Consider the following 22,245-nt stretch of genomic DNA (forward strand, 5'->3'; position numbering starts at 1 on the left):
AAATCGCCCTTTCATTCTTTCACTCTTTCACTCATTATTAGTTCTACAACATTCATAACCTGAGCCGTTGCGCCAATGTTCCGTTGCACATAATCACGACTAATTTGAGCCGCTTCTGATCGGTCCAGGTACTGCTTCGTGAACGCCAATGTCAGTTCGGCTACTGTGCTTACCGGAAAAGCAGCCCCTTCTTTTACTAAATCGACAGCTTCCTGATAGTTAGCATACTCCGGTCCAAAAAACAACGGCATCCCAAACGTAGCAGCTTCCAGAATGTTATGTAACCCCTGCTTGAATGCTCCACCAATGTAAGCAAATTCGCCGTATTGATAGAGTGATGAAAGCATCCCGACGTTGTCGATAAAAAGTATTTCGGCGTTACGTATCTCCGGTTCGTTTGTCTGCGAAAATCGCACAGAAGGCTTGGCCAATTGGCTTCGCCAGCGTTCAATTTCATCGTCATGAATTTCGTGTGGCGCAATAATGATACGTAGCGATCGGTTGAACGTGTTCAGGAAAGGAATCAATACGTGCATGTCCTCTGGCCAGGCGCTGCCCACAACCAGCACAGGTTGATTATTTTTGAAAGCAGCGGCCAGCGGAATTTCCTTCTTATCCGCTGCCACCTGTGCTACGCGATCAAAGCGCGTATCGCCTGCCTTTGTCACATTCGTGATCCCGATACTGGCCAGCAAATCAACCGACTCCTGATTCTGCACCAGAATATGATCAAAATAACGTAGCAGGTTGCGGTAAAAGCCCCCCCAGGGCTTGAAAAAAAGCTGGCTTGGTCGGAAAATGGCAGAAAACGAAATGACTGCTACGTTGGCTGTGTTTAATTCGTAGAGATAATTATACCAAAATTCATACTTGATGAAAAACGTAATTTGGGGCTTCACTAAAGCAACAAATTGTCGGGCATTATGGGGCGTATCAGCGGGTAGATAAACGATATAATCGGCTCCGTCGTAGTTCTTCCGTACTTCATAACCCGAAGGTGAAAAAAAAGTCAGCAGGATTTTATAGGCAGGATAGTGCGCTCGAAAGGCTTCGATTACGGGTCGTCCCTGCTCAAATTCACCCAACGAAGCCGCATGGAACCAGGCAATTGGATTTTCTGAATTTTTGGCGAGTTTTGCCGACAGATGAGCTTGCCAATCCTGCCGTCCATCGACCCATTGTCGGGCCTTACGGTTCAATGGAGCCACCAGCCGCATCAGGAATTGAAACGTGAAAATACCTGTGTTATAGAATCCCGCAAACAAGCGAATGAGCGTTTGGTTATTATTAATTATACTTACAAAGTTACAAACTCTATTAGCAAACTCCCCCGTTCATGAACACTTACGATACACTCACTGAAGCTATTGAAGGGCTCCGTAAACAAGGCTTTATTCAGGATTATAACCTTAAATCGGATCGTCTGCATTGTCAACCCGATAACGTTGAACTGCATCCTGCCGATTTCGATATCGTTGAGGTATATCGGTTTGAAGGGATGACTGATCCCGGCGATGAGGCCGTAGTATATGCTATTGAAGCTAAAAACGGCAATAAAGGTGTGTTGGTCGATGCGTATGGTATGTATGCCGAATCCATCTCTCCAGAAATGGCGGAGAAGCTACGATATACGCCCGAAAACTGACGAACTTTTCAGCGTGAAAAATGATTTTACGTCAACAGAATGTATGTTGTTACAATGAACTGGAACAAACTCACGAGCGACGCTCAACTGGATGCTATTAAAGAAGAGTCGGCGAGGCAGCCGGTGCTGATTTTTAAGCATAGCACAAGCTGCTCAATTAGTGCAATGGCTCTTAGCCGGATGGAACGCAACTGGAGCGACCAACTAGGTGTGAAACCGTACTATCTGGACTTGTTGGCAAATCGACCCATTTCGAGAAAAATCGAAAGTGAATTTGGCGTCGAGCACGAGTCTCCCCAGGTGCTGCTAATTCGCAATGGCGAGTGTATATACGATGCTTCGCACATGTCTATTTCATTTGCGGGTCTGCAACAGGCGGTATAAGAAAGGAGAAACGGACGAGGGGAAGAAAGGAAAACATGGGTATTATCTCCCATCAGCCCCTTTCTTCCCCTCGTCCGTTTCTTTTCTTACTCTTTAAGCGTGATTTTTGCCCGATGGCAAACGCCCCCAATGGGTGGGTTGAACTTTGAAACGCTTACTTCAACGGATTGTAGATCAGGATATTTGGCGCGTATATTCTGAATAATCTGATGGGCTATATGTTCGAGCAAGCGAGCGGATTGCTGCATGACTTTGGCCGTAATCTGATACAAATCGGCATAGTTAACGGTTGCACTCAGGCGATCGCGACGGGCGGCTTCGGAGAAATCTGCCGTTACGACAATATCCACCGAATATTTATTGCCCATTTTTTGCTCTTCATCATAAAAACCATGATAGGAGAAAAACTCCAGGCCTTCTAAGGCAATTGTTCCCATAAATAGTGCAGAACTGCCGCTTTCTGACCAGAGAGCGGCTTGAAAATGCGGATTTCTACCCGTATGATTATTTCACTTAGATCTGGTCGAAAAAAGAGCCGCTTTTATTTGGTTGCGATGCTTCTTTCAGTTCGTCAGGCTTCGATTCGGACATAGTGGCTTGTGATACTGTTGAAACAGGAATGGCCTGTTTATCAGGCGTTTCTGTTTCAGAAACTGGGGCTGTCTCTTGAACTGCTTCTGGTTTTGGATGAGTAGCTTCTTCAAGTTTTGCAACAACGGCTTCGTCTACCGGAATCGCTTCAGGTATCGACGTAGTGCGGTCCGCTAATGGAGGTAGATCGGCCACCGAATTTGGCTTGGTGGCCGGTTCTAGGGGTATGTCAGACGCGGCTTCACCGGGCGTTTGCTTTTTAGCATCAGCCTCCTTCAATTCCTCGGTAATCTGCATAGCCACTTCGTCTATTTTTCCTTTCAGGTTTTGTTTGGCGAATTTTTTCTCAAAGCGCTCTACGCTGTCAACGGCATTACTGGCAAGCGTGCGAATTTGCACAGATAAATTTTCTTTATAACTCTCTAATGCCTTAAAGTCATGTTCTAGTGACTTTAGATCATTTAAAATATTATCTTTCAGATAACGAGCTTGATTTTCAGCATCCTGCACCATCAGCGCTGAGCGTTTACGAGCGTCGGCCAGCATTTCATCGGCTTTCTGGCGTGCTTCGCTGATGTATTTTTCACCGGCTTTATTGGCCTGATCGGTAATTTGAGTACTAGTGTCTTCGGCAGTTTTAAGTGTACGGAATAAGGTCATTTCTACTTCTTTCAGTTTCCCCAGCTCTTTCTCTGCTAGTTCAAGTTGCATTTTTAACATTTTAAAGTCACTGGTTTGTCTCTCCCATTCCTCAGATAACGAAGACAGAAATGCATCGACATCTTCGGCTCTGTAGCCGCGTAACCCTTTTTCAAACGTTTGTTGCCGGATTTCGATGGGCGTAATTTTCATGGGTGCGCTTAGGATTATAATGAGTTACTGACTAGCAGATAATGGTGAAATAACATGCATAATACGGATTTTACAAGAAATAGAAGGAAAAACCGGTGAATCCTACTCAAACGGTAGGTATTAACTTACTTTCCATACCGAGATCGTTCGGTCATCACTGGCTGAAAGAAGTTCCTGATGATAGTCTGTCCACAATAATTTGTTGACCGACGTGCCGTGACCAGCATGACGTGCCCGGTCCACAACTTTCAACAGACGGTACGTATCAGCGTCCCATATCTTGATCGATTTGTCCATGCTGGCCGTAGCTACTAGATTGCCATCGGGACTGAATGTCAGGTGATTGATGGCGAAAAGATGCGCTACGATGTCGTTTTGCAAGTCATAGCTTTTCTCCACGTCCCAAACCTTTAGATGGGCATCACGTCCGGCTGAAAGCAGGAATCGAAAATCTGGCGAGTAAGCCAATGTAAAGACTGAATTCGTATGCGCCGGAATCACGCGTTTGAGGTCGTATGTCGTTAGATCGAAGATACGTATCGACTTGTCGCTATAGCCAACGGCCAGTTCGCGCTCTACCGGATTTATAGTCAGGCATCGTGCCGATTGATCTGAGGCCTTGAGGTATTTTTTAGCAGCTATTTGTTCAGCATCCAGTACAGCAACGACTCCATCGGAGAGCGCGACAAACGCATCATTTTTGTGAAATTTGATGTCGAAGATAGCGGCCGAAGTAAGCTTCAACGAACCAACTTCCCGTTTATTAAACGTATCAATCAGGTGAATACCTTCATAATTCTGGCCAACCCACAGTAGCCCACTCACTGGGTGCAAGGCCAGTGCATACACGGAGGCTGGTATATTAGCTACTAACTCGCCCAGGTCAGGTCGGTCGAGACGCCAGCGTACGATCAATCCATCGGCACCCGCCGAAAAAAACTGATTGGGCTCCAAATCAGCCTCTAGCGTATAAACACAGTCCCGATGGCCCCCGAACGTATCAATTTTTTCAATAATCACAGATCAACGACAAACAAATTGAATGTCAAAGGTCGTTAAACCTTTCTTTTTCTCGAACTTTGGTTTGTGACTTTTCAGATAGATACAAATAATGAGTGCCTTGCCGTGCTTCGGCCCATTACAGAAGACGAACCGACACTTCAGGCTCATCTGCTGCTAACCGTTTCGGAACAGGAAGATTTAGCGGGTATCAGCCATGCGGGCCAACGTATCGAATGGCTAGCGTGTCGGGTGGCTATTCGTCAATTGATCGAAGCGCAGGGTATAAGCTACGCCGGTCTACGGAAAGATGAATTCGGAAAACCGCATCTGATTAACTCACCCTGGCATATTTCATTGTCACACACCACAGGCTGGGCGGCTGTGGTGCTGCATCGGTCACGACCGGTTGGTATTGATATTGAGCCAATTCGGGAACAATTCCGGCGCGTGGTTCCAAGAGTCTTATCCGATGACGAAATTTCCCACGCAGCCGGTGATCCAAACCGACTGGCGGTTTATTGGTGTGCGAAAGAAGCCCTGTACAAACTTTACGGAAAACGCCAGCTCACCTTTCGGGACCATTTGCATGTAGAACCATTTACGGATGGACAGAGCCAACTCGTCGGTCACGTCCATCTGCCCGATCACGAAGAAAAATTAATAATTCGCTGTTTTCAAACCGGCCCCGGTTTGCTGGCGGTGGCGTATTAAAAAAAGTCGTAAGTCAATAGTCGTCAGTAACTGACTGTGGCGGTCACTGACTTACGACTTTTTTTACCGCTGCGTATAATCAGACAGTGGCAGTCCATCCCCATCGTCCCGTACGGCATTAAGAATTTGCTCGACCTCCCGGACCCGCTCCGTATCACCGTTTTTCTCAAAGGCCAGGGTTAGATTACGTAATACCCGACGAACGATGTCAGCGTTGGTGCAAGGTTGATAGAACGTGTCTAACCGTTTGATATTCAGTTGATCAATATACTGATCAATATCTTTGGTTGTAAATACTAACCCCCGGTTAAACACATTGATGTAAAACTGAACACCACTGCTATTCTTGTAGGTCAGAACGAACAGATTTGGCAGATTGACCCCATAAACAGGTAAATTCAACCGCTTGGCTATGAGCATATAGAGTATACAAAGCGTTATGGGGTTACCCCGTCGCGATTCGAGTACCTGGTTGATCATGGAGTTGGCGGGCGAGTGAAAATGCTTGGTGTTTGGCGCAAATTTCAATTTTGAAAAAAATGCGCTGTTCATCGCCTTTATCTGCTCATCGGGGTGCATGTCGGGTTTAAAGTCGACCCAGGCATCGTAGTATAACTGCTCTACGTCCTGCCTTAATTTAGCTAACGAAAGATCGGGATATTGATACGTTGCCACGATCCATAATCCTTCGAGGAGGTCCATGCCCCCCCCATTTTTCCAGTCGCGCATCCGATCCAGCACTGATTCGTACTGAAGATCGTGAATAATTTCTTCGATGCGTTTCTGAAGTTCGGGATTAAAACTTCCTTCCCATTCTGACTCTAAAAACGGGATCATTTGCCCGCCCATTTGTCGAATTTGCTGTTCGACATGTTCAACAACTTCCCGATCGTCGTCGTCTAAGAGCGAGATAAGAGCTTTCAATTGGTTGTCATTCATTCGTTTGTACCGCTTTGCTGGATGACCCTAGAATAAAAACAGTTTTCGGAAACCTTATGAATATACTACTTTTGTCTGGTTTTATGACTCGCTATGCTAAAGTAGCAACAAAATCTTTATAAATAACGATTTGACTACCTCAGGCAATTCCCCTAAAATTCTGGTTACTGGTGGTGCTGGTTTCATTGGCTCTCACACAGTTGTCTCGTTGGTTAACGCTGGTTTTGAACCGATAATCGTTGACGATTTTTCGAACTCAGAACGCTCTGCACTCGATGGATTGCGTGCCATTTTGGGACGCGATGTCACGTGTTATTCGATCAATTGTAATGATGTTGCGGCTATGGAAGACATCTTCAGCCGGGAAGCTCCCATGGGCGTTATTCATTTTGCCGCCTACAAAGCCGTTGGCGAATCGGTAGCGCAACCGCTGAAATATTATCGCAACAATCTCGACTCGCTTTTACTGTTGCTGGAGTTAATGCCGAAATACAACGTATCAAACTTCGTATTTTCGTCGTCCTGCACCGTATATGGCCAACCGGAACATTTGCCGGTAACAGAACTGACGCCCCGGCTTCCGGCGCAATCGCCCTATGGCAATACGAAGGCCATCGGCGAGGACATCATTCGCGATGCCGTGCGGGCGCAGATTCCCGTAAACGCAATGGCGCTACGTTATTTCAACCCGATTGGTGCCCATCCATCGGCAGAAATCGGCGAATTACCATTGGGTGTTCCGGCAAACCTGGTGCCGTTTATTACGCAGACGGCTGCCGGTATCCGACCTAGTTTGACCGTATATGGTAACGACTACAATACGCCGGATGGGACCTGTATCCGAGATTATATTGATGTAATGGATCTGGCCGATGCACACGTACAGGCGTTGAAGAAGCTCAGCGAGGCAACGACGGACTACTCATACGATGTCATTAACATTGGTACAGGCCGGGGTGAAACGGTTCTAAACGTAATAAAAACGTTTGAGCAGGAAACGGGCGTTAAGGTAAATTATGTGATCGGCCCACGTCGACCTGGTGATGTTGAACAGGTATATGCCGACGTTACGAAAGCAAACCAGGAATTAGGCTGGACAGCCCGCCGTCCACTGGGAGAATCACTGCGGTATGCGTGGCGCTGGCAGCAGAAAATTAAATAAACAGGTTTGCGATTTTTAGTTTATGACATTTGGGTATCTGAAACTATATTCCGTAATATCGTAAACCGAAAGCCGAAAGCCGAAAGCCGAAAACTTAACTAAGATGAAACTTCTTATTACCGGCGGTGCCGGGTTCATTGGGTCACACGTAGTACGATTGTTCGTTACGAAGTACCCTGAATATCAACTATACAATCTGGATGCGTTAACCTACGCGGGTAATCTGGCTAATCTGTCGGATATTGAAAACGCACCGAACTACACATTCATTAAAGGTGACATTACGGACGCGAAATTTCTGGAGGATATGTTCGCTGAATTGTCTTTTGATGGTGTAATTCATTTGGCGGCTGAGTCGCACGTTGATCGCTCCATTACCGACCCGATGTCGTTTGTGATGACCAACGTAGTAGGCACTGTTAATCTGCTCAACGCAGCTAAAAATAGCTGGGTAAGCACGGGTGGCTTTGAAGGGAAACGATTCTACCACGTATCGACGGATGAAGTGTATGGCTCTCTACACAATCCGGAGGATTTCTTTACTGAAGAAACCGCTTACGATCCACAGTCGCCCTATTCGGCTTCCAAAGCTGCTTCGGACCACTTCGTACGCGCTTATGGCAACACATACAAAATGCCGGTTGTGCTGTCGAACTGCTCGAACAACTACGGTCCCAATCACTTCCCGGAGAAGTTGATCCCCCTGATGATTCATAACATCCAGACTAACAAGCCATTACCTGTTTATGGTAAAGGCGAAAATGTTCGTGACTGGCTGTTTGTCGTTGATCATGCCCGTGCTATCGATGCCGTTTTTCATAAAGGTAAACTGGGCGAAACCTATAACATTGGCGGTTTCAACGAGTGGAAAAACCTTGACCTCGTTCACTTATTGTGCCAGATCATGGACCGTAAACTTGGTCGGCCAGAAGGCACATCGGCACAACTCATTACGTACGTTACCGACCGGGCCGGGCACGACCTTCGCTACGCCATCGATGCGAATAAAATCATGAACGAACTGGGCTGGCAGCCATCGCTTCAGTTTGAGGAAGGGCTTGAAAAAACAGTTGACTGGTTTTTAGCCAATCAGGCCTGGCTGGAAAACGTTACGTCCGGTGCCTATCAGAGTTATTATAAAGGAATGTACGCAAATCGTTAACGAGCGCGGGGCATGGGGCGTGGGGCATAGGGTAATAGCACTCTACACCCCATGCCCCTCGTCCCATGCCCCATGCTAAAAAATGAAAGGAATCATACTTGCCGGAGGTTCGGGTACGCGCCTTCATCCGCTCACGCTGGCGGTTTCCAAACAGCTAATGCCGGTTTATGACAAACCGATGATTTACTATCCGCTGTCAATTTTGATGCTGGCCGGTATTCGGGATATTCTTATTATCTCGACGCCACACGATTTGCCGCATTTCGAGAAACTTCTGGGTGATGGGACACGTATCGGATGCCAGTTTAGTTATGCCGTTCAGCCCAGCCCCGATGGCTTGGCACAGGCATTTATTATCGGTGAAGAATTTATTGGGGACGACAAAGTGGCACTTGTTCTGGGCGATAATATTTTCTACGGCTCGGGCTTATCGAAATTGCTTCAGGCAAATAATGATCCTACAGGTGGCGTCGTATATGCCTATCAGGTACATGACCCTGAGCGCTACGGTGTCGTAGAATTTGATGAGCAGTTTAACGTACTGTCCATTGAGGAAAAGCCAGATGAACCCAAATCAAACTATGCCGTTCCCGGCCTGTACTTCTACGACAACGACGTAGTGGAAATTGCCAAAAATATTAAACCATCCCCTCGGGGCGAATTGGAAATCACGGACATAAACCGGGTTTATCTGGAACGTGGTCAACTGAAAGTTGGCGTACTGGATCGGGGAACGGCCTGGCTTGACACAGGTACCTTCGAATCATTGATACAAGCTGGTCAATTCGTTCACGTCATTGAAGAACGTCAGGGATTGAAAATTGGCTGTATTGAAGAGATCGCTTACCGTATGAAGTTTATCACGGCCGATCAACTCAAGACGATTGCTCAGCCGTTGATAAAAAGCGGTTATGGTGCCTACTTGCTTAATATACTGAAGTAGACCAATATAACCCGGAAAGGCCTAGGCCGCAAAAAAACGCCGAGGCAACTGCTTCGGCGTTTTTTTGTAAACCTAACCTATGAGAAATTTCATTGCCCGTCCTGACTCAGTTGAGTCGGTCACTGGCTACGATACAAAGGTAGGTTGCTTGCAGGTGCTTCTTTAAGCGCATAAACCCTGATTCTAAGCTTAGAAAGCTAAATAGGCGAAAGCCCGTATTTTACTACGTAGAACTACGTATTGATAAAGGAACAATTTTGTGTAAGTTGTTAATAAATAGACATTTATACTGATTTAGTAGGTTCTGGCGTAGATTGACATACTAAGCTGGTTGTTGTAATTTGGCACCGCTTTCCGATTATATCTATCTCCAGGGCAACCTTATTGAACCTTAATCTATAATCATTTTCTACATGAGTGTTTTCAACAAAGACGCGGGTCGTATTCTTAGCCCGACTGAGACCCAAAGCATGACAGATGCCTACCGCGAACGTAAAGTGAACGAGGCAAAACTAAAACCGGACGAGTATGTCCGCTCAGAGTTTTTTGGTCTTGACCATATAAAACAACTGATGGATCATCCTGATTGTGTGGGTCTACGTATTCATCATGCCAAACGCTGGGAAGATGTCAATGGTAAGCCTACAGCCAAAGACAAGGGCCAACTCGTGCCCCGTGTGCTGCTAACCGGGGTAGATGCCCAGGGTCGGGATTTGCCTATCTATGCTGACAAATCTGGAATGAAAGATGATAATGGAGGAGGTGGTGGTTCTGTGGGAGATGGATTTACTTGTCCGCAACATTGTCCTACTAATACCTAGTTATTAAGCAATTATGGAAAGACTGCTGCATTTTATTGAGCGTTATCCACTTGATTTTATTTCATATTTAAGCAGCAGTCTTCCTATAATAATTGGCTATTTCAGGTTGTCTTCTTTAAAGGGAAATTTAAGAATTATATGGTATCTGTTTATTTTCTTCTTTTTTAAAGATACGTATGCACTCGTTCATATGTTTCTAATACCTGATATACTGTATGTGCAAAATTTAGAAGCCATTATCGAGACCATAATAGTAGGATTTATATTCTTATATAGTTTTGATAACCCCTTATATAAAAAGCTATTAATAGTACTCACAATTATCTGTGCTGCCATTACAATTACCTTCTATAAAAGCACCGATGTTTCCTCCATTAGTCTCTCTGCCTTTAGACTATTTTCAATTATTCTTTCATTGAGTTATTTTAATAAAGTATTGACAGACATGCGGGTGAAAAGTATTACCAGTCATAGCATGTTCTGGTTTACAGCTGGTTTGCTAATTTATGCGGCCGGCACGTTTTTTATCGTGCTTTTTAGTGAGTACTGGTACAAGGATATTAACAAAGTACCTGCCGAAGTATTTGATAAGTATTGGAATGCAAGCCAGATACTGTTTGTCATGTTTTGCCTGTTTTCTGCCTATGGGCTCTGGACAAGTAAATACGACCAGGAAAATTTAATATGAGTTTGACCATAAGCTATTTAAGTTTACCACTCGCTCAATCGTAAAGGCGTATCATTGACATTCAAAGCGATATTTGTCAACTTTACCTTACTCTGGTTGATTTGTAAGTAATGTCGGTAGACTCTGGATTTGTAATTGCCGTTGGTACGGCCGTGTTGTTGATGATGGCAGTGTTCATCATCATCTTCGTGGCCTATTATCAGCAAAAACAGGCTAAACAACAGTTATCGCTTAAGGAATTACAGGCACAACATCGACGTGAACTCATGGCCGCTACGTTTCGGGGGCAAGAGGAAGAGCGTAAACGGCTCGCCGAAGATATGCACGATGGCATTGGCACCATGCTGTCGATTACGAAGATGAGCCTGAATCAGTTGGAACGTAAATTAGGTGGCGAAGTGCAGGTAGGTTTCGAGTTTCAGAAAACCCGGTCTATGATTGACGAAACCATGACCAACGTCCGGCGCATCAGCCGTAATCTGGTTCCTACAACCCTCGAACGGTTCGGTTTGCTGGCCGCCCTCGAAGAACTGATCGACCGGGCTAATGACGGCGAACTGGAAGTACAATTGACGTATCCTGAATCGGCCGTTCAAATTCCTCCCGCCTTGGAGCTAATGCTCTACCGAATTGCGCAGGAACTGGTCAATAACGCCATTAAACACGCCCGCGCCAGGCATATCGCCGTTCAGTTACTTTGCCTTGATAATGAGATACGTTTGTCGGTAGTGGACGATGGAGTAGGGTTCGATTTCGACGCAATTATGGAAAATCGCCAGGGTGGCCTGGGATTGCGTACCATTGAAAGCCGCCTGAACGTAGTGAACGGACATGTAACGTTCGACGTAGCCCCTGGCCGTGGGTCGCAGATTCATGTGCAGGTTCATCGGCATGATGCTCAGCCTGTTGATTTATTGAGTTAATTTGTTTGCTCAATTATCGTTGACAACGACTAACAGGCATCTGGCTTAAACTCTACCTCCTCTATGCGAAAAATCAAACTGGCTCTCTGCGACGATCATACGTTATTTCGTATTGGTATGGCCACCATTCTTGGGCAGATTCACGATTTTGAGTTGATTTTGGAAGCGGGTAATGGACAGGAACTGATTGATAAAATTGCCCGGAAAACGCCCGATGTCGTCTTGCTCGACCTGCAAATGCCGGTAATGGATGGCACGGCTACGGCCGATTACATGCGTGAGCACTATCCGCTCATTAAAATCGTTGTGCTGACCATGCACGATGAAGACCGGATGGTGTTGCATCTGCTGGAGAAAGGAGTTAGTGGTTATCTGCTTAAAGATGCCGAAGCGGGTGAAGTCGAAAAGGCCATTCGAAAGGTGATGGACGAAGGCGTTTACCTGACAGAGTTTGTCTCGAAAGCAATGCTTCGCAAGATGACAAATAAAACGAAAGTTGATAAACCAGTTAATGGGTTTTATAATAGTAAGATTCTCCTCTCCGAGCGTGAAAAGGAAGTACTGATTCTGATTTGCGAAGGCCTTTCCACCAATGAAATTAGTGAGAAAATATTCCTCAGCCCACGTACTGTGGAGGGGCATCGGTTGCGAATTCTTGAAAAAACGGGTACCAAAAACACCGCTGGTATGGTAGCCTATGCGTTTAAAAATAGCTTGGTCTAAGTTGTACAGTCATAAGGTTATAAAGTTGTCAAGTGTAGGAATAACCCTCTTTACTATTCTATAACCTTACAACTGTACAATTCATTTAAAGGCTCCCCGTCTTTCCGCCATCGACCGGAACATTGATTCCGTTGATGGATGCCGCTGCGGGTGTACACAGAAAAGCGACAGCCGCGGCCACTTCTTCGGACGTAGCGAACCGACCCGTTGGGATTTCGCTTTCCATCTGTTTCTCAATTTCCTCTTCTGTTTTTCCCGATGCCCTGGCGCGAATGTCCAGCATCGTCTCCAAACGAGCCGTTCGGGTATTGCCCGGCAAAACGTTATTGACCGTAATGCCGAAACGGGCAATTTCGAGTGATAACGTTTTGGCCCATTGTGCAACAGCTCCCCGAATCGTATTGGATACGCCTAGACCCACAATCGGCTGTTTTACAGAGGTTGAAATAATATTGACAATCCGCCCATAACCTGCCCGCTTCATAGATGGAAAAACAGCCTGCACCAGCGCCTGGTTGTTGAGTAAGTGATTATGGAACGTTTGGACGAACTCCTCTGGCTTAGCCTCAATCAACGGTCCACCCGGTGGCCCACCCGTATTATTGATGAGGATATGTACGTCCGGGAATTGAGCTAAGTGTGTCGAAATTGCTTTCAAGACAGCACCCGGCTGACTAAAGTCGGCTACTACGTAGTGATGGGTTTGTCCTTTGGTCGTATCTAAAGCAGCCAGCGTCGTCTTAAGTGTTTGTTCATTGCGGGCCATCAAGACAATATTTGCGCCCAGCAGAGCGAGTTCAACAGCGGTAGCCCGGCCAATCCCCTGTGTGCTACCGCCAACGAGGGCCGTTTTTCCAGTTAAGTCTAGATTCATGTCGTTTACAAAGCTGTATAGGCAAATCTACTATAGTAAAAAACAGAAGAAGAGAATCCCGGCAAATAAAGCCGCTAATAGCTTCATACCAGTCATCAATACAAACCCCTAACCAAAGGCAGAAAAACACCGCTGCCGTAGTTTTATGTTGACAAATTAACGAGTTTTGTCAACTTTGAATCCAATAATAACCTTTTGCATTCTATCAAACCATGTCTAAGACATTAATTATTGTGGTGGTTATCGCCCTTATTTTGGGCATGTACGGCTGTAGTTCCTACAATGGACTGGTTCAGACCGATACCAACGTACAGGAAAAATGGGCGCAGGTTCAGACGCAATATCAACGCCGGGCTGATCTTATTCCGAACCTGGTTCGGACGGTGCAGGGAGCCGCTAATTTTGAAAAAAGTACGCTCACCGCTGTTATTCAGGCCCGTGCCAGCGCAACTCAGGTAAAATTCACTGCCGATCAATTGACACCTGAGAATGTTCAGAAATTTCAGGCAGCGCAGGATCAGGTGAGTGGTTCGCTATCCCGGCTGCTGGCCGTTGCGGAGAGTTACCCAAATCTGAAAGCAAATCAGAATTTTCTGGAATTACAGGCGCAGTTAGAAGGTACTGAAAACCGAATTGCTGTTTCCCGCAATGATTTTAACGGAGCGGTTAAAACCTATAACCAATCGGTACGGTCGTTCCCAAACAACATTTTTGCCGGAATTTTTGGCTTCCCTGTCAAAGGATTCTTCGAAGCTTCGCAAGCGGCTCAGAGCGCCCCAACGGTACAGTTTTAAGTAGCAAAGGGCATAGGGTGTGGGGCATAGGATTAAATTTCTGCCTTATGCCCCACGCCCTATGCCCCACGCCCTATGCAAACAAATCCTTTCACTCCCGACGAGCAGCAACGCATTGTGGAGGCCATTCGGCAGGCTGAGAAGGCCACGTCGGGTGAAATTCGAGTGCACGTTGAACCGCACTGCGCCAGCGCTGACCCTGTACAACGGGCCATTGAGGTGTTTGATCGTTTAGGTATGCACCAGACTAAAGACCGGAATGGGGTGCTATTTTACCTCGCTCATACCGATCGGAAATTTGCCATACTGGGTGATAGCGGAATTGATGCCAAGGTGCCGGCCAATTTCTGGGAAACCACCAAAGACCTGCTTCGTAGTCATTTTGCCGCTGGCCAGTATGTCGAAGGATTGAGTCGGGGAATCGAGCGGGCCGGCCAACAGTTAAAACAGTATTTTCCGTACGCCAGCGACGATACTAACGAACTCACCGACGATATTTCGTTTGAATGATACTGCCGTGAACGTACCTCGTTTCCTTTCTTATATTGCCCAAACGCTGCGTATTGGGTTGTTTTTATTACTGACCATCGTTCCGGTGAGTTTACGGGCGCAGGATACCGCCACCGATGATGGAACATCGGCCAACAACGTTATTCCTGCCAAGCCAAATCCGCCCCGCTTGGTCAATGATTTTGTGGGTATTCTAAGTAGCACCGAGCGGGCGCAGCTTGAACAGAAGCTCAAGGCTTATAACGATTCTACGTCGACGCAGATTACCATTGTTATTGTTAAAACAACGGAACCGTATCCAATTGGAGACTTCGCTTTTCAGGTTGGTCGTAAATGGGGCGTAGGCCAGAAGGATAAAAACAATGGCATGGTGATTGCCTGGGCCACACAGACGCGAAAAGTCTTCATTGCACCGGGTTATGGATTAGAAGGCGCCATTCCAGATGCGATTGCCAAACGTATCATCACCAATACAATTGCCCCTGCATTCAAGCAGGAGCAATATTACCAGGGTCTGGATGCCGCTACGACCGAGATTATCCGGCGGGCTAGTGGTGAGTACAAAGGTGAACCCGAAACCAGCGATGGCGACGGGCCGGGTGGGTTCTTTATTATACTCATCGTTCTGTTTGTCATTATATTCATTATATCGCGTCGAAATCGGGGTGGTGGTAGCAGCGGCAATCGGGGTGGCGGCTGGGGCGGTCCCATTTTCTTTCCCACATCAACATTCTCGGGCTGGGGTAGTTCGGGCGGGGGAGGTGGCAGTGGTGGCGGTGGTTTCGGCGGCTTTGGCGGGGGTAGTTTTGGTGGCGGTGGCGCCGGTGGCGACTATTAAGCTACCTACCGATGAATAAACTAATGGCCCGTTCATCGAAAAACAGGCCTGATTCCGAGCACGTGTGTCTAATTTTGGCAGCTTAAGTCATTCACATCACATGTTGCCCGTTGCTGTTCGTTACTACCTGTTTTTTATTCTTTTTCCGACTTTTTCATTCGCTCAAACAAATCCTGTTGTGCCCAATACGGCCCAGTCAGGTGTTATTCAGCAGGATACAAGTCGTGAAGAAGCCATTGATCAACGTATCGAAAATGAGCAGACTGCCAATGGCCAGGCGGTAATTTTTGCGCCTTTGCAAAAGCGTAGAACGATTCAGGCTGTTGAAATCAGCGATAAACTTAAGATTGACGGTCGGCTTGATGAGGCCGACTGGCTTCGAGGCAAACCTGCCCGGAAATTTGTGCAGGTCGATCCTAAACAGGGACGACCTGCTACGTTCGATACCGATGTTCGGGTACTTTATAATCGCCAATACCTCTACATAGCGGCCATTAACCACGACTCGCTCGGCCGGCGGGGGCTACGGTCTCCTAACTTCAAACGAGACTTTTCGAATCAGGCACATGATCTGTTTGGGGTGGTTATTGACGGCTTTAATGACCGTCGTAATGGGGCCACGTTTGCTACGAATCCGTATGGTACTCAACGCGATATGCTTTCGTTCGACGATGTGCTGTATGATATAGACTGGGATGGTTTCTGGAAAGTACGCACCAGCCGCACCGATTCGGGCTGGGTGGCTGAAATGCAGATTCCCTGGCAAACGCTACGTTATGCCCGATCAGCTGATTCCACACAATCGTGGGGCATTAATTTTTTCCGTAATCGGCGGTACTCCAACGAATTGTCGAGCTGGTCTCCTTATCCAAGAGCCTTTACGTCGAGCCGGGTAGCCTACGCGGGCTTGATTACGGGATTGAAACCACCGCCACCTTCGACAAATATTCGTATTCAGCCGTATTTGTTGCTGAGCGATGATCGCTACAATGGTATGGAAATAGGGTATGGACAGGCGGCAAAACTAAAAATTGGTGGCGATCTCAAATGGGCCATCAACCCCAATACGGTTCTCGATCTTACCCTGAACACGGATTTTGCGCAGGCTGACGTGGATCGTCAGGTCAATAACATTACTCGTTTTTCCGTACTGTTTCCCGAGCGACGTGCCTTTTTTCTGGAGAATGCCAGCTTGTTTGGAGCAGGGCTGTCCGGAAACGCTAACTCTGGCGAAGGGGGGAGTATGATTATTCAACCGTTTTTTAGCCGCACCATCGGTCTTGCTACGTTGCCCGACGGCACCAGCACGCCCGTACCAATTGATGCCGGAGCGCGGGTTGTTTATCGGTCGCTCAACCGAAATTACGGCGGTATGATTATCCGGCAACGGGGTATTCCCGGTAGTCCAACAACGGATTTTTTTGTTGGTCGCTACGCTGAAAACGTTGGGCGACAAAATCGAATTGGTGGTTTATTCACCTTGAAAAACGTGCACAGCACCGATAGTGTCGGGGGGCGGCAAAATGCAACCTTGGCCATAGACGGCTTTTTTCGCCTGAACCAGGCATTGTCATATAGCGCGATGGCTATTGGAACCCTTAGTTCGGGCAGTGCTGCTGATCAGGGAATGGCGGCCTACAGTCAGTTAACGTATCGTACGAATCAAATTGTAGCCTGGTGGACAGAGTCGCTGGTGACGAAGAGTTTCAATCCTGAAATGGGCTTTGTATCGCGCAGTGATGTGCTGGCCACTACGCCCGGCGCTTATTTGGTCAATCGGGGAAAATGGCTGCCGAAATGGGTACGAGGCTTTGAACCTGGCGCATTTTTTGAATTTTACCACAAAGCGTCAACGGGTTATTTACAGGAAGCGCAGTATAATTTCAATCCTGTTTGGCTGACGTTTCAGAATGGAGGGAACATTGGTCTGTTTGTCAATCCAACGTTTCAACGATTGGACGACGGTGATTACCGACCTTTAGACCTACGCATTGCGTCCGGTAAATATCGCTACGTTCGGTATACGATTATGTTCAGTACTGATCCGTCAAAAAAACTGTCCTTTCAGTTTAATGGCGAAACCGGGCGTTATTACGATGGTCAGCTAAATTATGGCCGGAGCTCGGTGGTTGTGGCGCCTATTCCGCACATGTCTTTTACCATGAGCGGTGAGCTGAATGAGTTTAAGAACGTCGGCGGTTATTCGGGTACGATTGGTTTGTATAGTGTTGAAAGCCGGATGGCGGTTAATCCGCGCTTGCAATTGATCAGTTTTTATCAGCGAAATACGTATACTGATAAAGACGTCTGGAACATTCGTCTGGCTTGGGAATTTCAGCCATTATCGTTTCTATATATTGTCTATAACCACGGCGCTTTTGCGGGGTCATTACGAGCTACCGATCGACAACAGGAGCAACATGTGATTGGAAAGTTATCGTATCTGAAACAATTCTAAACCAGAATTTTTGTGATTTTATTGACTGACTATGATTTTGCTTTCACTTTGATATTGCTTTCGAAGAAAGCTTACTAGCAAAGTCATAGTCAGTCAATAAAATCACAAAAATTCTGGCGGGGCCGCCCGCGCGGTTAGATGACCTGCTTCTCAATCAGGAGAATAAACAGGTGAATGACTTTAATGTGAATTTCCTGAATTCGATCAGCATAGCCAAAGTGTGGCACCCGAATTTCAACATCAGCTAGCCCAGCCAGTTTGCCACCATCTTTTCCGGTTAGCAAGACGACCTTCATTCCCTTTTGTCGGGCCGCTTCAACGGCTCGTAGTACGTTAGCAGAATTGCCACTGGTACTCAGCCCCAGCAATACATCCCCCTGATTCCCTAATCCTTCAATAAAGCGCGAAAACACGTGCTCATAGCCATAATCGTTGCCAACGCAGGAAATATGGCTTACATCCGAAATGGCAATGGCCGCCAGCGACCGACGATTTTCACGATATCGTCCAGAGAGTTCTTCCGCGAAATGCATGGCATCGCAATGTGAGCCGCCGTTGCCACAGGAAATGATTTTATGGCCGCTTTTGAGCGTATCAGCCATAAGCACAGCGGCTCGTTCAATTGCCTGCAGGTGATCGGGATTGCTAAGGAATGTATCTAAAACGGACTGCGCTTCGGTCAGTTCGTGGCGAATAAGGTCGAGCATAAAAAAGCCATAATGCGTAAAGGTCCTAAGGCATAGGGTGTAAAATTACTCAAGGAGACTAACTGTACAAGCATTCTTGTAACTAGCGTCTCCTGAGCCTTTTCTCTAAAATACTGTGTTTCGGTAAGGTAGGTTCCAGCGTAGGGCAAAACTGGCGACATTGTTGGTGTAACTATCTGGACGATACTGGCTGTCCTGAAACCGATAGAGGAGCCTGCCTTCCAGAAAAATATTATGCCGGATCATATAAGACGCGCGCAGGTCAGCATACGTAATAACCGTTTTGCGACCTTGGCCAATGAAATTTCCTTCTTCACGAACGCGGCCATTGTAATCCTTTAAGATATTACCTCCATAGTTGATGTCGGGCGCTGGGTCGGCTCCGTACATCATGATGCCAAAAATACCCGTACCCGACAGGCGTCTTTGCTGATATTTGACAATGCCTATGCCTTCCAGAAAATTGCCACCCAGCGGATGCGCCAGGGGTTGGTTATAATGCGCATAATTAGTTTGGCCTGCATTGACGCTTGCCGACGCTTCGTGTGCGTAGGTGTAGGGGCGTGCCAGATTTAGTTCAGCCTGCAGATCGAGGTTCGGTATGTTAAACGCATCGATATATTTTCCGCCAACCTGTACGGCAAACTTGTTGGTCCAGTTACCCTTCCCATCACGCAACTGTTTTAGACGAAACTCGTCGAGCATAATCTGCGTGTAGACGAGAAACTGAGACAGAAAATTTGCCTTAAAATCAATGCCAATAAACGCATTATCGCTGCTTCCCTGGCTTGACTCGACGTAGCGGTATAGAATAATAGGATTCAGGTAGCTGAGGTCCAGCCGGTCGCGGCTAAAAACCTCCGCTTCAAACACGCCGAGATTCATGTGATCATTGAGGTTAATACTCAAATGGTGGATCGCCATGAATTTTTGAGGAATCAAATGTTCGCCGAGTGGTAAAGGCGCCTGTTTGTTTTGCAGCGAAGAAAACAGGTTCGTATATTGAATACGTCGGCCTAAACGAGTAGACAATTTCAAAAACAGCGCTGGGGGTGCATTGTCTGATAGCAACAGCGACCGAAACCCATTACCGAAAAAATTTCGATCATGGCCAAACTGAATGTTAATGACTTTGAGCGTATTGAACGTAATGTACCCCCTTGCCGATAAATAATCGACTGCGCCATTTGCGCCAAATGGCTTGACAAAACCCTCGCCCGGTGCCGAAGCCAATGAGTCCCCGGAGTAGGTTCTACCATACTGCCGAACGTATTCTGGGTAAGAAGCCTGCGTATCAGAAAAAAACGTGTAAAAGCCTAGCTTGCTCCCAATAGTGCCCCGTATTTCCAAACCACGGGTATTGACAAATAATAAGCGTTGGTTATTGGCTGCCGGATCGTCGTGACCCGACGTAACATCTATGCCAAGACCGGCATAAAGCACGGGATTCACATGCAAATCGACATCAGGGGTCTGTAAATTATATAAGTCCGCTTTTTTATGGTAGAAATGTTTCAGGATTGGTTCGCGGCTATCGCCCGGTGCCGCTTTGGGCCGCAGGTGTTTGGTGAATGGGTCCAACTGGGTTGAATCGTTGGTTTGCAGCCATTCCCAGCTATCGTTACGTAAGTAATCGAGATTGAAATAGTCTGAATCGGAGAGGTCACGGCCCGGATGAGCTAGTAAACTGTCCGTTAACTGAATAATACTCTGGCGATTATACGGCTTCACAGTACTATGAAAGCCTTCTGCCCATTTATTCTGCCGGATTTCAAGCCGATCAATGAGATGATAATAATCCGCGTTGAGCGGCACAAGAGGACTTTGTGCCCGAACTGTTAACGAAAGAAAAAGAAAACAGAAAACGTAAACGTTGCTGCGCATGTAATTTACCGGCTGTCGACCCTATTATGACTCATTATTCGATGCGATGGGTCAATTGAACCGCTTAAATTAGGAAATTGGTTTGGATATACGCCAACCTTACGGCTAATTTACAGCGAAGAACCCCACTCGCTATGTTCGTTTTTGCTCAGCAATCCTCATTGGCTAATCAATTTATGGCCGAACTTCGTAATGTTTCCATTCAGCAGGATCGCTTACGATTCCGGCGGAATCTGGAACGACTTGGCGAATTGATGGCTTATGAAATCTCTAAAAAACTGTCCTATCAAAATGTATCCATACAAACGCCCTTAGGCATTGCCAAGACACAAGTGCTTCGTCAGCAGCCCGTTCTGGCTACTATTTTACGGGCGGGTCTGCCGTTTCACCAGGGGTTTGCCAGTTATTTTGACCAGGCCGAGAATGCGTTTGCCGGAGCCTATCGAGGGGCCACTGTAGAAGGTGGCGACGAGTTCGAGATTGCCATGGATTACATCGTGAGTCCTGATTTGAGTGGGAAAGTTCTTATCCTATGTGATCCAATGCTGGCTACGGGCCGTTCACTCGAAAAAGTGTACCACGCCCTACTCCGTTACGGCATTCCATCCCAAACGCACATTGCCGCCATTATTGCCAGCCCCGAAGGTGTTCGGCATGTGCAGCAGCAATTGCCTCAATGCCACCTTTGGCTGGGGGCAATTGATTCTCATCTTAATGAGCATTCCTACATCGTTCCCGGTCTCGGCGACTCAGGTGATTTGGCCTTTGGGGCGAAAGTGTAAGAAAATATATGAATCTAGGATGCATGAATTCGAGTCACATCATGCATCCTGTATCATACATCCTATATCTTTATCGTAAGTCCACCACTTCAACGCCCGGATACTTTGATTTGTCGAATACAAAAAATGTATCAGGAACATTTACGTTTGGCGTAAACTTGGTGATCGTATACGACGTACGTTTCCCGTCTTTATTGACTATTAGCCAATTACGCACAGATTTGTCCGCCTTATCAACAGAAATCTGTACCGTTGAAATGGGGCTTTTAGGGCGATTGGGTGTGAGTTCGATTACTTCAAGTGTTCGGCCACCTTGCTTTTGTTCTTTCAGGAAACGATAATCGAAACCACGTTTGTAGATCGTATAAATCTGTGTAGGATTGAGTTCTCCATTAGCCGAACCTTCATAATCCTGCATATTTACTTCGTTCGATTCCTTGATATAAGTAGCCATCGTTTTCCCGTCTGTAAACACTTCCTGGCCACCTAACAGGAGCCGGAATTTTTCGTTTTTGACAGTTAAATCACCTTTATATGATTCTTTGGTGCCCCCCCCAGCACTCGCATAGGTGAAGTTTGCCTGGTACGATTTTAGGGCCTTATACGATTTGCTCATTGCATCCAGAATATCCTTTGCCCGTTTGTCTTTCTGGGCAAAGGCAGGTAGCGTCATCACCAACGCTAAACTTAGCATCCATGCTATTTTCTTCATTTTTATAGGTATTACTCGTCAATTGAGGGTGTATATCGGCCACTTCGCATGGCCACGTCGGCTTGTTGTAGAGACTAAAAAAAGCCGAAATAGTTTAATGTCTTTAATCGAACTCAAATAAATCCGTTCCGGCCTCTGTT

Annotated in this window: 24 protein-coding genes; 15 read left to right on the forward strand and 9 right to left on the reverse strand. The window is 46.6% G+C overall.

Features of this window, described 5'->3' with window-relative positions:
• Positions 1–11: 11 nt before the first annotated feature.
• Positions 12–1,265, reverse strand: a complete 1,254-nt coding sequence (locus ACYVEA_RS16525) for a 3-deoxy-D-manno-octulosonic acid transferase (RefSeq protein ID WP_461114529.1) — start codon at positions 1,263–1,265, stop codon at positions 12–14.
• A gap of 71 nt (positions 1,266–1,336) precedes the next feature.
• On the opposite strand from ACYVEA_RS16525, the gene ACYVEA_RS16530 reads away from it, so the two are divergent.
• Positions 1,337–1,645 carry a phosphoribosylpyrophosphate synthetase gene (locus tag ACYVEA_RS16530; protein ID WP_461114530.1) on the forward strand — a complete coding sequence of 103 codons (309 nt, stop codon included), beginning with the start codon at positions 1,337–1,339 and terminating at the stop codon, positions 1,643–1,645.
• Between the two features lie 54 nt (positions 1,646–1,699).
• The gene (gene ytxJ / locus ACYVEA_RS16535) at positions 1,700–2,029 is read left to right on the forward strand and encodes a bacillithiol system redox-active protein YtxJ (protein WP_461114601.1); all 330 of its coding nucleotides are present in this window, start codon (positions 1,700–1,702) and stop codon (positions 2,027–2,029) included.
• A gap of 86 nt (positions 2,030–2,115) precedes the next feature.
• On the opposite strand, the gene folB is transcribed toward ytxJ, so the two are convergent.
• From folB to ACYVEA_RS16550, 3 genes are all read right to left on the reverse strand, one after another.
• Positions 2,116–2,466 (reverse strand): dihydroneopterin aldolase, encoded by a 351-nt coding sequence (folB, locus tag ACYVEA_RS16540; protein WP_461114531.1) that lies wholly within the window; start codon positions 2,464–2,466, stop codon positions 2,116–2,118.
• 76 nt (positions 2,467–2,542) lie between these two features.
• A complete protein-coding gene (locus tag ACYVEA_RS16545) occupies positions 2,543–3,472 on the reverse strand; it encodes a DivIVA domain-containing protein (protein WP_461114532.1) in 930 nt (309 codons plus the stop codon).
• A 120-nt stretch (positions 3,473–3,592) separates the two neighbouring features.
• On the reverse strand, positions 3,593–4,492 hold the full coding sequence (locus ACYVEA_RS16550; RefSeq protein WP_461114533.1) for a WD40 repeat domain-containing protein: 900 nt from the start codon (positions 4,490–4,492) through the stop codon (positions 3,593–3,595).
• Positions 4,493–4,558: 66 nt separating this feature from the next.
• On the opposite strand from ACYVEA_RS16550, the gene ACYVEA_RS16555 reads away from it, so the two are divergent.
• On the forward strand, positions 4,559–5,185 hold the full coding sequence (locus ACYVEA_RS16555; protein WP_461114534.1) for a 4'-phosphopantetheinyl transferase family protein: 627 nt from the start codon (positions 4,559–4,561) through the stop codon (positions 5,183–5,185).
• A gap of 63 nt (positions 5,186–5,248) precedes the next feature.
• Here the strand turns inward: ACYVEA_RS16555 and ACYVEA_RS16560 are convergent, their stop codons facing one another.
• Positions 5,249–6,124, reverse strand: coding sequence for a transglutaminase-like domain-containing protein (locus ACYVEA_RS16560; protein WP_461114535.1), 876 nt, complete (start codon positions 6,122–6,124; stop codon positions 5,249–5,251).
• 130 nt (positions 6,125–6,254) lie between these two features.
• On the opposite strand from ACYVEA_RS16560, the gene galE reads away from it, so the two are divergent.
• From galE to ACYVEA_RS16595, 7 genes are all read left to right on the forward strand, one after another.
• On the forward strand, positions 6,255–7,286 hold the full coding sequence (galE, locus tag ACYVEA_RS16565; RefSeq protein ID WP_461114536.1) for a UDP-glucose 4-epimerase GalE: 1,032 nt from the start codon (positions 6,255–6,257) through the stop codon (positions 7,284–7,286).
• Between the two features lie 103 nt (positions 7,287–7,389).
• On the forward strand, positions 7,390–8,448 hold the full coding sequence (rfbB, locus tag ACYVEA_RS16570; RefSeq protein ID WP_461114537.1) for a dTDP-glucose 4,6-dehydratase: 1,059 nt from the start codon (positions 7,390–7,392) through the stop codon (positions 8,446–8,448).
• Positions 8,449–8,530: 82 nt separating this feature from the next.
• Positions 8,531–9,391 carry a glucose-1-phosphate thymidylyltransferase RfbA gene (gene rfbA / locus ACYVEA_RS16575; protein ID WP_461114538.1) on the forward strand — a complete coding sequence of 287 codons (861 nt, stop codon included), beginning with the start codon at positions 8,531–8,533 and terminating at the stop codon, positions 9,389–9,391.
• Positions 9,392–9,804: 413 nt separating this feature from the next.
• Positions 9,805–10,212 (forward strand): hypothetical protein, encoded by a 408-nt coding sequence (locus ACYVEA_RS16580; RefSeq protein WP_461114539.1) that lies wholly within the window; start codon positions 9,805–9,807, stop codon positions 10,210–10,212.
• Between the two features lie 13 nt (positions 10,213–10,225).
• Positions 10,226–10,900, forward strand: a complete 675-nt coding sequence (locus ACYVEA_RS16585) for a hypothetical protein (protein ID WP_461114540.1) — start codon at positions 10,226–10,228, stop codon at positions 10,898–10,900.
• Positions 10,901–11,010: 110 nt separating this feature from the next.
• Complete coding sequence (locus ACYVEA_RS16590; protein WP_461114541.1) at positions 11,011–11,823, forward strand: sensor histidine kinase; 813 nt, start codon at positions 11,011–11,013, stop codon at positions 11,821–11,823.
• Positions 11,824–11,886: 63 nt separating this feature from the next.
• The gene (locus ACYVEA_RS16595) at positions 11,887–12,546 is read left to right on the forward strand and encodes a response regulator transcription factor (RefSeq protein WP_461114542.1); all 660 of its coding nucleotides are present in this window, start codon (positions 11,887–11,889) and stop codon (positions 12,544–12,546) included.
• Positions 12,547–12,631: 85 nt separating this feature from the next.
• Here the strand turns inward: ACYVEA_RS16595 and ACYVEA_RS16600 are convergent, their stop codons facing one another.
• Entirely contained in the window at positions 12,632–13,420 is a 789-nt protein-coding gene (locus ACYVEA_RS16600; protein ID WP_461114543.1) for an SDR family oxidoreductase, read from the reverse strand.
• A 212-nt stretch (positions 13,421–13,632) separates the two neighbouring features.
• On the opposite strand from ACYVEA_RS16600, the gene ACYVEA_RS16605 reads away from it, so the two are divergent.
• From ACYVEA_RS16605 to ACYVEA_RS16620, 4 genes are all read left to right on the forward strand, one after another.
• Positions 13,633–14,214, forward strand: a complete 582-nt coding sequence (locus ACYVEA_RS16605) for a LemA family protein (RefSeq protein ID WP_093827635.1) — start codon at positions 13,633–13,635, stop codon at positions 14,212–14,214.
• 75 nt (positions 14,215–14,289) lie between these two features.
• On the forward strand, positions 14,290–14,724 hold the full coding sequence (locus ACYVEA_RS16610; protein WP_461114544.1) for a TPM domain-containing protein: 435 nt from the start codon (positions 14,290–14,292) through the stop codon (positions 14,722–14,724).
• Positions 14,717–15,562, forward strand: a complete 846-nt coding sequence (locus tag ACYVEA_RS16615; protein ID WP_461114545.1) for a TPM domain-containing protein — start codon at positions 14,717–14,719, stop codon at positions 15,560–15,562. Before ACYVEA_RS16610 ends, ACYVEA_RS16615 begins: the two co-directional genes overlap by 8 nt.
• 100 nt (positions 15,563–15,662) lie before the next feature.
• Positions 15,663–18,020 (forward strand): DUF5916 domain-containing protein, encoded by a 2,358-nt coding sequence (locus ACYVEA_RS16620; RefSeq protein ID WP_461114546.1) that lies wholly within the window; start codon positions 15,663–15,665, stop codon positions 18,018–18,020.
• Between the two features lie 134 nt (positions 18,021–18,154).
• On the opposite strand, the gene lpcA is transcribed toward ACYVEA_RS16620, so the two are convergent.
• Positions 18,155–18,727, reverse strand: coding sequence for a D-sedoheptulose 7-phosphate isomerase (lpcA, locus tag ACYVEA_RS16625; RefSeq protein WP_461114547.1), 573 nt, complete (start codon positions 18,725–18,727; stop codon positions 18,155–18,157).
• A 105-nt stretch (positions 18,728–18,832) separates the two neighbouring features.
• Complete coding sequence (locus tag ACYVEA_RS16630; protein WP_461114548.1) at positions 18,833–20,611, reverse strand: hypothetical protein; 1,779 nt, start codon at positions 20,609–20,611, stop codon at positions 18,833–18,835.
• 134 nt (positions 20,612–20,745) lie between these two features.
• On the opposite strand from ACYVEA_RS16630, the gene upp reads away from it, so the two are divergent.
• Positions 20,746–21,393 carry a uracil phosphoribosyltransferase gene (upp, locus tag ACYVEA_RS16635; RefSeq protein WP_461114549.1) on the forward strand — a complete coding sequence of 216 codons (648 nt, stop codon included), beginning with the start codon at positions 20,746–20,748 and terminating at the stop codon, positions 21,391–21,393.
• A 70-nt stretch (positions 21,394–21,463) separates the two neighbouring features.
• On the opposite strand, the gene ACYVEA_RS16640 is transcribed toward upp, so the two are convergent.
• Positions 21,464–22,105, reverse strand: coding sequence for a LolA family protein (locus ACYVEA_RS16640; RefSeq protein ID WP_461114550.1), 642 nt, complete (start codon positions 22,103–22,105; stop codon positions 21,464–21,466).
• Positions 22,106–22,245: the final 140 nt, after the last annotated feature.

It is taken from the genome of Spirosoma jeollabukense (assembly GCF_054777855.1).